This window comes from Oryzihumus sp. (genome assembly GCF_036391795.1).
Classification (GTDB): domain Bacteria; phylum Actinomycetota; class Actinomycetes; order Actinomycetales; family Dermatophilaceae; genus Oryzihumus.
Genome location: NZ_DASVZH010000239.1, coordinates 1 through 12,277, shown reverse-complemented (window position 1 = coordinate 12,277; position 12,277 = coordinate 1). Strand labels below are relative to the sequence as shown.

The following is a 12,277-nucleotide window of genomic DNA, read 5'->3' as shown; positions in this document are numbered from 1 at the left end:
GACGCCCTGACCTTCTGCTCGCTGACGCCGACCCCGGGCATGCCACATGCCCGGCCGTCGCGGGCCGGGTGCGGGGCGGGGGGCTCAGGTGTGCCAGGTGACCCCGGTGCCGGTGACGGTCGCGGTCCAGCCGCGCTGGTGGACGATCGTGTGGTGCCGCCCGCACACCAGCGCCGCGTTGGCCACGTCGGTGGCCCCGCCGTTGGCCCAGTGGGTGACGTGGTGCCCGTCGCACCACCACGGCGGCGCGTTGCACCCGGGGATGGTGCAGCCGCCGTCCCGCAGCCACAGGTACCGCAGCTGGGCCGGGGTGAACAGGCGCCGGCTGCGCCCGAGGTCCAGCACCTCGCCCCTGGGTGCCGAGCACGACCGGGATGAGGGTGGCGTCGCAGGCGATCCGGCGCACCGTCTCCGGCGCCAGCAGGGTCCCGTCGCCCGGCGTCGTCCCGGTGCCCAGCACGGTGCCGGACCCGCAGGCGTCCCTGAGGTCCTCGTAGTTCATCGTCACGAAGAGCTGCGCCTTGGTCTGGGCCGGGGCGTCCCCACCCGCCGCGGCCGACCGGCGCAGCACCTGCACCAGGGCGTCACCCCGGCGCTGGTCGCTGCTGCGCAGGTCGGCGACCCCGTCGACCGGGTTCGGTGCGGACAGCGGCCCGATCGCGGCCTCCAGCACGCTGGCGCCCTCGGGGTCCAGCCGCAGCAGGTACTCCACCATCCCGTCATCACCGCGGCCCGGGGACAGGGACACCCCGTGCCGGAGCCGGTCCTGGCGGACCTGGAACTCATCCTGGCGCCCGTAGGTGGCGATGATCCGCTCCCGCAACCCCCGGATCTCCTTCGGCCCTGACTCTTCAGCTACGGCGAGGAACCCCGCCCACACCGTGCCCACCGCCTCCCGCGTCAGTCGGGGGCCCAGCTTGGCCAGCTCCGCCAACGCCACCGCCGCGCCGCGGACCCCGACCCGCCCGGACAGCACGCACGAACGCAGCCGCTGCACCGACCCGTGGTCCAGCACCTGCACCGCCCCGGCCCCGACCGGGCGCCCGAGGCACGCCTGGGCGACCTTGACCAGGTCCGCGGCACCGCCGCAGCGGTAGGACGGCGCCCACTCCAGCACCCACCCCGCCGCCGACGCACACGTGGCGGAGGACACCTCCCCGCGCTCCAGCGCCTCGGCCAGGGTCGCGACCTGCCCGGCCTCACACCCCCGCCGCAGCGCGTCCAGCTCGGCGAAGAACGGGCCCAGCTCGGCACCCACCCCCTGGTGCAGCACCCCCTCCACCCCGGCCAGCGCCGCGGTCACCGCCTGCACCAGCTCCCGCCGCTGCGCCAAAGTCAGGTCAGCGCCCGGATCGACCTCAACCAGACCGGGTCGGCGCTCTCCCCCCGCGGCGGGCACGCTACCGGAGCCGCTGGCCGCGGCCCCCTGACGACGATCCCCCTGATGCATGGTTCGAACATACATTCGACCACCGACAGGCCTCGCAGTTCATCCACGGCGGAGGCGTGATGGCCGCCTGGTGCGTACGCGGCATACGGAGAGGCTGCAGGGAGGTGAGGTTAAAGGCTTGGTCAGGGCTGCCCGCCGACCGTTGACCCCGATTCTGTGACGTGAGTAACTTCCGAAACGAATGCATAGTCGGTGAATCGTTGACATCCCGGAGGCGTCATGCCGCAGTCCTTCCCGTCCCGACGGCTCGTCTCCGCGGCGCTTGCCGGCGGTCTCGGCCTCACCCTTGCGGCCGCTTCGGTGGCTCCCGCCCAGGCCCGTGAGGAGCACGGCCCCCGCGGCCCGCTGCAACAGGCTCTGAGCCGGATGTCGTTGGAGGAGAAGGTCGGTCAGCTCTTCGTCCAGAACGTCTACGGCTCCGACGCGACCACGCCCGACTCGCGCAACATCCCGCTCTACGGCGTGGCCAGCCCGGCCGAGGTGGTGAAGAAGTACCACCTCGGCGGCGTCATCTACTTCGCCTGGACCGACAGCGTGAAGAACCCGCAGCAGATCACCGGCCTGTCCAACGGGCTCCAGCAGGCGGCGCGGGAGAGCGGCGCCCACATCCCGCTGCTCATCGGCACCGACCAGGAGCAGGGCGTCGTCACCCGGATCGGCCCACCGGCCACGCAGTTCCCGGGGTCCATGGCGCTCGGCGCCGGGCGCTCCACCGACGACGCGCGCACCGCCGCCGCGATCACCGGCCAGGAGCTCAAGGCCATGGGTATCACCACGGACTACGCCCCGGACGCCGACGTCAACGTCAACCCGCTCAACCCGGTGATCGGCACGCGCTCCTTCTCCTCGCACACGGACCTCGTCTCGCAGATGGTCACCGCGCAGGTGAAGGGCTACCAGGAGGACGGGGGCATCTCGGCCACCGCAAAGCACTTCCCGGGCCACGGCGACACCGCCACCGACAGCCACACCGGCCTGCCGGTCATCACCCACACCCGCCAGCAGTGGGAGACCGTGGATGCGCCGCCGTTCCAGGCCGCGATCAAGGCGGGGGTCGACGAGATCATGACCGCGCACCTGCTCGTGCCGGCGCTCGACCCCTCGGGCGACCCGGCGACGCTGAGCAAGCCGATCCTCACCGGCATCCTGCGCGACGAGCTCCACTACCGAGGCGTCATCACGACCGACTCCCTCGCCATGCAGGGGGTTCGCGACAAGTACGGCGACGCGGAGGTGGCCGTCCGGGCGATCCTCGCCGGGGCCGACCAGCTGCTCATGGCGCCGGCGATGGACGACGCCTACAACGCGGTCCTGGGTGCGGTGCGCTCCGGCCGGATCAGCCAGAAGCGACTCGACGAGAGCGTCGGCCGGATCCTCACGCTGAAGTGGAAGCGCGGCGTCTTCGCCCACTCCTGGACCGACCCCGCCAAGGTCTCCGGCGTCGTCGGCACACCCGAGCACCTCGCCACCGCGAACGCCATCACCGACCGCACCGGCACCCTGGTCGCCAACGACGACAAGACCCTGCCGTATGCAGCGGGCGGCAAGAAGGTGCTCGTCACCGGCTACGGGGTGGGCACCACGCAGACGCTGGCCGACGGGCTGGCCAGGCGGGGCGCGACGACCCAGACCGTCCAGACCGGCAGCGCCCCCAGCGACGCGGCGATCGCCTCCGCAGTGGCCGCGGCCGCCGACAAGGACGCCGTCGTCGTCACCACGATGAAGGCCTGGGACACCACGGTCACCGACCCCAAGGCCGGCCAGCAGCGGCTCGTCCAGCAGCTGCTCGCCACCGGCAAGCCGGTGATCGTCGTCGCGGTCCGCGACCCGTACGACATCGCGTACCTGCCGGGCGTGAAGACCTACCTGGCGACCTACTCCTACAGCCCGGTCGCGATCGAGTCCGCGGTGCGGGTCATCACCGGCGAGGTCGCCCCCAGCGGCAAGCTCCCCGTCGACATCCCGGCCAAGGGTGACCCGCAGAGGGTCCTCTACCCCTTCGGCCACGGCCTCACCTACTGACGACCCACCGACCACGAGGACGTCTCCACCATGAGCGAGATCAACCGCCGCCGGCTGCTCGGCGCCGCCGGGCTCGGGCTGGCCGCGCTGCCCCTGTCCGCCACCGCCGCGCGCGCCGCCGGCGACACCCGCAGCGACGAGGACTCGGGCCGCATCGGCCTCGGACCGGGCACCGTCACCACCGGCGCCGAGCGCCAGGCCCGCGACGGCTGGTCGGAGCTGCGCGGCCAGCGGGTCGGCATCATCACCAACCCGACGGGGATCCTGCGCGACCGGCGCAGCATCGTCGACGAGATGGTCGGCTCCGGCGCCGTCAACGTGGTCGCGGTGTTCGGCCCGGAGCACGGCTTCCGCGGCACCGCCCAGGCGGGGTCGAGCGAGGGCACCAGCACCGACCCGCGCACCGGGGTGACCGTCTACGACGCGTACGGCGCCTCCGCCGACAAGCTCGCCGGGATGTTCCGCACCGCCCGGGTCGAGACCGTCGTCTTCGACATCCAGGACGTCGGCGCCCGCTTCTACACCTACATCTGGACCATGTACACGGCGATGCGCGCCGCCGTCGCGACCGGGGCCCGCTTCGTCGTCCTCGACCGGCCCAACCCGGTCGGCGGCACGGCCCGCGGCCCGATGATGACGAAGCCGTGGGAGAGCGGCGTCGGGCTCAAGGAGATCGTCCAGGCGCATGGCATGTCCGTCGGCGAGCTGGCCCGGTTCTTCGACGGTGAGTTCCTCCAGGAGGACGCAGGGGGTCGCCTCGCGGAGCTCACCGTCGTCGCCGTCCGCGGCTGGCGCCGCGACGTGCCGTATGCCGGGACCGGGCTCCCCTGGGTCATGCCCAGCCCCAACATGCCGACGCCCGACACCGCCCTGGTCTACCCGGGCATGGGCATGTTCGAGGGCACCCTGCTGTCCGAGGGGCGCGGCACGACCCGCCCGTTCGAGCTCATCGGCGCGCCGTGGGCGGACTACCGCTGGGCCGAGCGGCTCAGCGCGCTCGACCTGCCCGGCACCGCCTTCCGCGAGGCCTACTTCACCCCGACCTTCAACAAGTTCGTCAACACCGTCTGCGGCGGGGTGCAGGTCGAGGTCACCGACCCGCGCCGGTTCGACCCCCTGCGGGTGGGCGTCGAGATGCTCGTCGCGGCCAAGGCGCTCTACCCCCAGTTCGGGTGGCGCTACGACGGCTACGACCCGGCCCGGCCGTACTGGATCGACAAGATCACCGGCTCGACCCGCCTGCGCGACATGGTCAGCGCGGGCGCCTCCGCCGACGAGGTGACCGGAGCCTGGGCGCAGGAGCTCGCTGCGTTCGAGCGCGCCCGTCAGCCCTACCTGCTCTACCCCGGGGCGTGAGCCGGCGGTGACCTCACGACGCCCCCTGGGGGCCGGCCTGCTCGCCCTCGTGGTTGGCTGCTCGGTCATGGCGACCACCCCGGCGACCGCCTCCGCCGCGAAGTCCGCTTCCACCCCGGCAGCGGCGTCCCACGACGACACCCGCCGCAGCGGCCGGTACGACGCGCCCTTCACGGGGTTCGCCCCCGCCGGCACGGTGCTGCGCCAGCGCACCCCGGAGCAGCTCGGCATGGACCCCGCACCCCTCGACGCCAGCTTCGCCCGGATCCGGGGATGGGAGGAGCCGAGCGGCTCCACCCACCCGCTGTATGCCGGGGCGGTCGCCCTCGTGGGCCATGACGCGGCCGTCGTGCGCACCGAGGCGAGCGGCTGGGCGTTGCGCTACGCCGACGCGCGGGGCACCGAGCTGCCCCGCGACCAGTGGCAGCCGATGCGCGAGGACACCCTGTTCGACCTGGCCTCGGTGTCCAAGCTGTTCACCTCGATCATGGTGATGCAGCAGGTCGAGCGCGGCGCGATCGACCTCGACGCCCCGGTCGCGACCTACCTGCCGGCGTTCGCCGCCAACGGCAAGGGCGCCATCACGGTGCGCCAGTTGCTGACGCACACCTCCGGCCTGCCGGGCTGGCTCCCGCTGTGGAGCGCCCGCCCCGACAAGGCCTCCCGGATCCAGATGGTGATGGACGCCAGGCCCACCCACGCGCCCGGCACGACCTACCTGTACTCCGACCTCAACCTCATCACGCTGGGGGTCCTCGTCGAGCAGCAGACCGGTCAGGGCCTGGACCAGGTGCTGCGCGAGAGGGTCACCGGCCCGCTGGGCATGACCGACACGGGCTACAACCCGGCGGACAGACAGCGCGCCGCCGCCACCGAGTTCGAGGCCAGCCCGCCGCGCGGGATGGTGCAGGGCGAGGTCCACGACGAGAATGCCTGGTCCCTCGGCGGCGTCGCAGGCCACGCGGGGGTGTTCTCCACCGCGCACGACCTGGCGGTCCTGGCCCAGGCGCTCCTCAACGGCGGCACCTACCGCGGCCACCGCGTCCTGGGCGAGGACAGCGTGCGCCAGATGACCACCAACCTGAACCAGGCCTTCCCCGGTGACTCGCACGGACTGGGCTTCGAGCTCGACCAGCGCTGGTACATGTCCGGCCTGTCCAGCCCGACCACCGCCGGGCACACCGGCTTCACCGGCACCTCGATCGTCATCGACTTCATGTCGCGCTCCTTCGCGATCCTGCTGACCAACCGGGTCCACCCGACCCGGAGCTGGGGCAGCAACAACCCCGCCCGCCGGGAGATCGCGCAGGGCCTGGCGCTCTCCCTGGGCGTCGAGCCCCGGCACGGGCGGACCGAGTGGTGGAGCGGCACCGCCGACGCCGCGACGTCGACGCTGACCACGCCTGTCCTGGCCGACGCCGGGCCCTCCCGGCTCTCGTTCGACCTCTTCGTCGACACCGAGGAGACGGACCCGCTGACCCTGGAGTCCAGCGCCGACGGCGGACAGACGTGGACCCCCCTCCCGTTCACGGTGCGGGACCGGGGTGAGGTCCGCAGCACCGACGGCACGGTCGCCACCAGCGGCACCCGCCGGTGGGTCCAGGCCGCGGCCGAGGTGCCGGCCGGGCCGGTCCAGGTGCGGTGGCGTTACACGACCGATGCCCTGTATGCCGGTCGCGGGGTCTTCGTCGACGGGGTCCGGGTCGTGGGCGGCCGGGGAGTGCTGCTGGACTCCGAGCGCCAGCCCGATGCGCTTGTTGCACAAGGCTGGTCCGTGGTGAGCCGGTAGGTCGTAGGGTCAAGTCGTGACCTCCACTCCGGACCCCCAACCCGTGGCGAACCCGACCGGGGCGACGTCCCTGCTGGTGCGCCTGCGCGCCGTGCGTCCGACGCTGTCGCCCGCGGAGGACCGTGTCGCCGAACGGGTCCTGGCCGACGCCCGGGCGGCGGCCGCGCTGACCATCAGCGAGCTCGCGGCCGCGGCCGAGACGTCGGAGACCACCGTCCTGCGCTTCTGCAAGCGCCTGGGGCTCCCCGGCTACCCGCAGCTGCGCCTGGCCCTGGCCGAGGAGTCGGCCCAGCCACGCACCGTCGCGGCACCCAAGAGCGACATCAGCGCCGAGGACTCCGTCGACGACGTCATCCGCAAGATCGCCTTTGCCGACGCCAGCGCCGTGGAGGAGACCGCCGACCAGCTCGACCGCGCGACCCTCACCGAGGCCGCCCGGCGCATCGCCGCGGCCCGGCGGGTGGACGTGTGCGGCTCAGGTGCCAGCGGGGTCGTCGCCGCCGACCTCCAGCAGAAGCTGCACCGCATCGGCGTGGTGGCGTTCGCCTGGAGCGACCCGCACATCGCCCTGACCAGCGCGGCCCTGCTGCAGGAGGGCGACGTCGCCGTGGGCGTCTCGCACAGCGGCACGACCCGCGAGACCCTGGAGGCCCTGGAGCTGGCCAAGTCCCGCGGCGCGACGACCGTGGCCATCACCAACTTCCCGTACTCCCCGCTGGCCAGGGCCGCCGACCTGGTCCTGACCACCGCCGCCCGGGAGACCTCGCTGCGCTCGGGCGCCACCGCCAGCCGCATCGCCGCGCTGACCGTCGTGGACTGCCTCTACATCGCCGTGGCGCAGCGGAACCTGCCCGACGCGCTCAAGGCCGTGCGGTCCACCCGCAGCGCCGTCTCGGGACACCATCTCGAAAGTCATTGACACCGTTGACGCGCTGTTGGTGAGAAAGTAACCTCCGGGTCGTGATCAACGACGCGGTGGCCGGAGCTCCCGAGGTCTCGGTGACGGCTCCGACCGAGGAGCGTCATCCGGGCACCCACACGATCGATGCGATGAGCACGCTGGAGCTGCTGCGCACGATCAACGCCGAGGACGCGCGTGTGGCCCCGGCCGTGGCCGACGTCCTGCCCGAGCTGGCCCGCGCCGTCGACGCGGCCGTCACCCGGCTCCGCTCCGGCGGGGCGGTGCACTACTTCGGCGCCGGCACCTCCGGCCGCCTGGCCGTCCTCGACGCCGCCGAGCTGCTGCCGACGTTCAACGCCCCCGAGGGCCTGTTCGTGGCCCACCATGCCGGCGGCCCGGAGGCCCTGCTGCGCGCGGTGGAGAACGTCGAGGACGACGCCGCGCTCGGGGCCCGGGAGGCGTCGGAGCTGACCTCCGGTGACGTCGCGGTCGGGCTGACCGCCTCCGGCCGCACCCCCTTCGTCAGGGGAGCGCTCGAGACCGCCCGCGCCCGCGGCGCGCTCACCGTGCTCGTGACCGCCAACCCCCAGGCCGAGCTGGCCGGGCTGGCCGACCACCTGCTGGCCCCCGACACCGGCCCCGAGGTCATCACCGGCTCCACCCGGCTCAAGGCCGGCACGGCCCAGAAGCTGGTCCTCAACAGCTTCTCGACGGCGGTCATGGTCCGCCTGGGCCGCACCTGGTCCAACCTCATGGTCGACGTCGTCGCGACCAACGCCAAGCTCCGTGGGCGGGTGGTCCGCATCCTGTGCGAGGCCAGCGGCGCCGACGAGGCCTCCGCCCGGTCCGCCCTCGTGGCGGCTGGGGGCCAGCTCAAGCCCGCGCTCGTGAGCCTGCTGGCCGGCATACCGGTCGAGGGGGCGCGCGAGGCGATCGAGACACACCACGGGTCGGTTGCCGCAGCCTTGCGGGCCGTCCAGCACACTGCGCAGGCACACGAACAGGAGACAGGGCAATGGCAATGACGAACCGACGTGGCTGGGCCGCGGTCGCGATGGTTGCGGGCGCGCTGGCGCTCTCGGCGTGCGCGCCCTCGAGCTCCTCGACCGGCGGCTCGGGCTCCGGGGGCGACACCACCATCTCGGTGTGGTCGTGGCGGACCGAGGACGTCGCGGCGTACAACGACATCTTCGCCGTCTACGAGAAGTCCCACCCCGGCGTGAAGGTGGACTTCAAGGCGTTCAAGAACACCGAGTACAACCAGATCCTCACCACCGGCCTGGCCGGCTCCGGAGGCCCGGACGTCGCGCAGGTCCGCTCCTACGGCCAGCTCCAGCCGACCGTCGCCGCCGGCAGCCTCGTGCCGCTGGACGGCAAGGTCGACCTGTCCGGCTGGGACGCCAACGTCGTCAAGAGCGCCCAGGGCAAGGACGGCAAGACGTATGCCGTGCCGCTGGCCAAACAGACCCTGCAGATGTTCTACAACCAGGACCTCTTCACCAAGGCCGGCGTGAAGCCGCCGACCACGTGGGCCGAGTTCATCGACCTCAACAAGAAGCTCAAGGCCTCCGGCGTGACGCCGATGGCGGTCGGGGCCAAGGACTCCTGGACCCTGCCGATCGTGCACGAGGTCGTCGGCGCCTCGACCTTCGGCGGCGCGAGCTTCGAGAAGGCCGTGATGTCCGGGCAGAAGACCTTCACCGACCCGGCGTGGGTGTCCTCGGTCAAGGCGATCAGCGACCTCAAGCCCTACCTGCCGGACAGCGCGGTCGGCGTGGCCTACACCGACGCCCAGGTCCTGTTCACCTCGGGCAAGGCCGCGATGTTCCCCGGTGGCTCCTTCGAGCTCGGCTTCTTCCAGAAGCAGAACCCGGGCCTGAAGCTGGGCGTCTTCCAGGTGCCCGGTCCGGCGGAGTCGACCCCGAGCACGCCCGGCTACGCCGACGGCTCCTTCGGTGTCTCGGCGAAGTCCGACGCGCAGAAGGCCAGCCTCGACCTGGTGAAGTGGATGTCCACCAAGGAGTTCGGCCAGCTCGTCGCCGACAAGGTCAAGCAGCTCTCCGCCGTGCCCGGCGTGACCTACAACGACCCGCTGCTCAAGCAGATGGCCGACGCCTACGCCAAGAACCCCTCGCCGTACCTGCTGCTGACCGACTTCCGCTACGGGACGCCCACCGGCACCGACCTGCTCGGCACCGGCGTCCAGGAGCTGCTGCTCGGCAAGAAGGACGCCGCCGCGGTCAGCAAGGACCTGCAGACCGGCGTCTCCCAGTGGTTCAAGCCCCAGCCCTGAGAGTGAGCGCATGACCCGCCGCAGCGGCCTGTTCTTCGTCGCCCCCGCGCTGATCCTCTTCGGGATCTTCGTGCTCTACCCGATGGCGTCCGCCCTCAGCTACGCGTTCTTCTCGTGGCAGGGCACGGCGCGTGGGGGCTTCGCGGGACTGGACAACTTCCATGCGCTCTTCACCCAGGAGCCGTTCAGGAGCCAGCTGCCGCGGGCCTTCGGCCACAACCTGGCGTTCTTCGCCGGGACGATGGTCGTGCAGAACACCCTCGGGCTGGGCATCGCCGTCCTGCTGCACCGCCGGCCCCGGACCCGGCGGGCGCTGCAGACCCTCTACGCGATGCCCTACCTGGTCAGCCCGATCGTCATCGGCTACCTGTGGACGCTGCTGCTGTCGCCGACGTTCGGCCCGGTCAACGCCCTGCTCCGGCAGGTCGGCCTGGGCAGCCTGGCGGTGCCGTGGCTGGGTGACCCCGGCACCGCGCTGTGGGTGGTCATCCTCGTGAGCGCCTGGCAGTGGGTCGGCTTCCCCGTCCTGCTCTATGGCGCCGCCCTGGGTGGTGTGCCGGAGGAGCTGTCCGAAGCCGCGCGGGTCGACGGCGCCAGCCACTGGCAGACGTTCCGCTCGATCGTCTTCCCGCTGCTGGTGCCGGCGATCGGCACGGTCAGCGTGCTGACCTTCATCTTCGCCATGGAGGCGTTCGCGCTGCCCTACGCCCTCGGCGGGTCGACCGGAAACCCAGCGGGCGCAACGGACTTCATGTCGCTGCTGTTCTACCGCACCGCCTTCGAGAACGGCTCGACCAACGCGATCGGGGTGTCCTCGGCGATGGCCACGTTGCTGTTCGCCGTCATCTTCGGCGGTGCCGTCATCGCGACGCGGGTCCTGCGTCGCACCGAGGAGCGGATCGCCGGATGACCACCACCCTCGTCCCGGGCACCGACCGCGCGAGCCGGCCCACCGGCATACCGGCACCGTCGCCGCGCGGGCGCAAGCCGCGCCCGGTCGGCGGCCTGGTCGGCAGCGTCGCGCTGTGGGCCTACGCCGTCGGCGCGCTGGTGCCGCTGGTCCTGATGGTGCTCAACTCCTTCCGCACCACCGCCGACCTCTACAACAAGCCGCTGTCGGTGCCGTGGCCGCCGTCGGTCGACAGCTACAAGGTCGCCTGGACCGAGGGACACTTCGGCGACTACTTCCTCAACTCGCTGCTCGTCACGGTCGGCGCGGTGGTGCTGTCCACGGCGGTCTCGACGATGGCCGCCTACGCCCTGGCCCGGACCCGCTCGCGGATCTTCTCGGTGCTGGAGTCGGTGTTCGTCAGCGGGCTGATGCTGCCGATCCACCTGGCGATCCTGCCGGTGTTCTACCTGCTCGACGGCATGCGCCTGGTCGACTCCCGGTTCGGGCTGATGCTGGTCTACGCCGCCGCCGGGGTGCCGTTCTCGGTCTTCGTGCTCACCACGTTCTTCCGCCAGCTGCCGCCCGAGCTGGAGGAGGCCGCGACCATCGACGGCGCCAACACGTGGCAGACGTTCGTGCGGATCATGGTGCCGCTGGTCAAGCCGGCGGTCGCGACCGTCGTCGTCTTCCGCTTCGTGCCGATCTGGAACGACTTCCTCTTCCCGCTGGTGCTGCTGCGCTCCCGCGAGAAGTACACCGTGCCGGTCGGCCTCACCAGCTTCTTCGGCGAGTACTCCACCAACTGGTCGGCGCTGTTCGCCGGGCTCGTCATCGCGACCGTGCCGCTGATCCTGCTCTTCCTCGTCGCCACCAAGCAGATCGTCGCCGGGCTCACCGCCGGCATGAGCAAGTGACCTCGTGACCGTCGTCCTCGGCGTCGACGTCGGCGGCTCCGGGATGCGCGTCGCCTGGGCGAACGGATCCGCCCGCGGCGCAAGGGTGCTCGCCGACGGGGCGCACATCGGCCCGGGTGGCATCGACGTCCCCGCGCTGCTGCCCGTCCTGTCCGCGTATGCCGCGCAGCTCCCCTGCGCGCCCGACGTGGTGGTCTGGTCCATGCGGGGCCTGACGACGCTGGCGGATCCTGCCGACGTGCTCAAGCACGTCGCGTCGGCGGTCGCTGCCCGCCGCGTGGTCGTCACCAGCGACGCGGTGGCGAGCCTCGTCGGGGCCCTGGGGGAGGTCCGGCCCGGCGCGGTGCTGGCGGCCGGCACCGGCGCGGTCATGCTGGCCACCGACTTCGACGGGGTGTGGCACCGCGGCGACGGCTGGGGGCACGTGCTGGGGGACCGGGGCTCGGGGGCGTGGATCGGGCTGCAGGGGCTGCAGGCCGCGCTGCGCCACCGTGACGGCCTCGACGACGGCTCGGCCGCCCTGCTCGGGGCGGTGACCGACCTGTGGGGGGACCCCTACACCTGGCCGCGGGCGGTCATGACCAGCTCCAGCGCGCCGGCGGAGCTGGCGGCGCTGGCCCCGGTGGTCGGCGCGCTGGCGCCCACGGACCCGGCGGCGGC

10 protein-coding genes are annotated in these 12,277 nt (G+C 72.4%); 9 read left to right on the top strand and 1 reads right to left on the bottom strand.

Features of this window, described 5'->3' with window-relative positions; translation table 11 throughout:
* Window positions 1-1,450: DUF222 domain-containing protein (locus VF825_RS14820; protein ID WP_331114653.1), on the bottom strand; the 1,450-nt coding region annotated here is incomplete at its 3' end.
* 219 nt (window positions 1,451-1,669) lie between these two features.
* Between VF825_RS14820 and VF825_RS14815 the strand changes: the two genes are divergently transcribed.
* The 9 genes from VF825_RS14815 to VF825_RS14775 form a co-directional block, all read left to right on the top strand.
* Complete coding sequence (locus tag VF825_RS14815) at window positions 1,670-3,472, top strand: glycoside hydrolase family 3 protein (RefSeq protein ID WP_331114651.1); 1,803 nt, start codon at window positions 1,670-1,672, stop codon at window positions 3,470-3,472.
* Window positions 3,473-3,502: 30 nt separating this feature from the next.
* Window positions 3,503-4,828 (top strand): DUF1343 domain-containing protein, encoded by a 1,326-nt coding sequence (locus tag VF825_RS14810; RefSeq protein WP_331114649.1) that lies wholly within the window; start codon window positions 3,503-3,505, stop codon window positions 4,826-4,828.
* Between the two features lie 7 nt (window positions 4,829-4,835).
* On the top strand, window positions 4,836-6,617 hold the full coding sequence (locus VF825_RS14805; protein WP_331114647.1) for a serine hydrolase: 1,782 nt from the start codon (window positions 4,836-4,838) through the stop codon (window positions 6,615-6,617).
* 16 nt (window positions 6,618-6,633) lie between these two features.
* Window positions 6,634-7,536 (top strand): MurR/RpiR family transcriptional regulator, encoded by a 903-nt coding sequence (locus VF825_RS14800; protein ID WP_331114645.1) that lies wholly within the window; start codon window positions 6,634-6,636, stop codon window positions 7,534-7,536.
* 41 nt (window positions 7,537-7,577) lie between these two features.
* A complete protein-coding gene (locus VF825_RS14795) occupies window positions 7,578-8,543 on the top strand; it encodes an N-acetylmuramic acid 6-phosphate etherase (protein WP_331114643.1) in 966 nt (321 codons plus the stop codon).
* Window positions 8,540-9,811, top strand: a complete 1,272-nt coding sequence (locus VF825_RS14790) for an extracellular solute-binding protein (RefSeq protein ID WP_331114641.1) — start codon at window positions 8,540-8,542, stop codon at window positions 9,809-9,811. The genes VF825_RS14795 and VF825_RS14790 overlap by 4 nt, the downstream gene beginning before the upstream one ends.
* Before the next feature lie 10 nt (window positions 9,812-9,821).
* The gene (locus tag VF825_RS14785; RefSeq protein WP_331114639.1) at window positions 9,822-10,721 is read left to right on the top strand and encodes a sugar ABC transporter permease; all 900 of its coding nucleotides are present in this window, start codon (window positions 9,822-9,824) and stop codon (window positions 10,719-10,721) included.
* Entirely contained in the window at window positions 10,718-11,617 is a 900-nt protein-coding gene (locus VF825_RS14780) for a carbohydrate ABC transporter permease (RefSeq protein WP_331114637.1), read from the top strand. Before VF825_RS14785 ends, VF825_RS14780 begins: the two co-directional genes overlap by 4 nt.
* Before the next feature lie 4 nt (window positions 11,618-11,621).
* A partial coding sequence (locus VF825_RS14775) for a BadF/BadG/BcrA/BcrD ATPase family protein (RefSeq protein WP_331114635.1) occupies window positions 11,622-12,277 on the top strand: 656 nt, incomplete at its 3' end.

Bases quoted from the DNA above. Each gene is read 5' to 3' on its own strand.
- VF825_RS14810 (WP_331114649.1), top strand. From the start codon at position 3,503: ATGAGCGAGATCAACCGCCGCCGGCTGCTCGGCGCCGCCGGGCTCGGG.
- VF825_RS14780 (WP_331114637.1), top strand. From the start codon at position 10,718: ATGACCACCACCCTCGTCCCGGGCACCGACCGCGCGAGCCGGCCCACC.
- VF825_RS14790 (WP_331114641.1), top strand. From the start codon at position 8,540: ATGACGAACCGACGTGGCTGGGCCGCGGTCGCGATGGTTGCGGGCGCG.
- VF825_RS14815 (WP_331114651.1), top strand. From the start codon at position 1,670: ATGCCGCAGTCCTTCCCGTCCCGACGGCTCGTCTCCGCGGCGCTTGCC.
- VF825_RS14785 (WP_331114639.1), top strand. From the start codon at position 9,822: ATGACCCGCCGCAGCGGCCTGTTCTTCGTCGCCCCCGCGCTGATCCTC.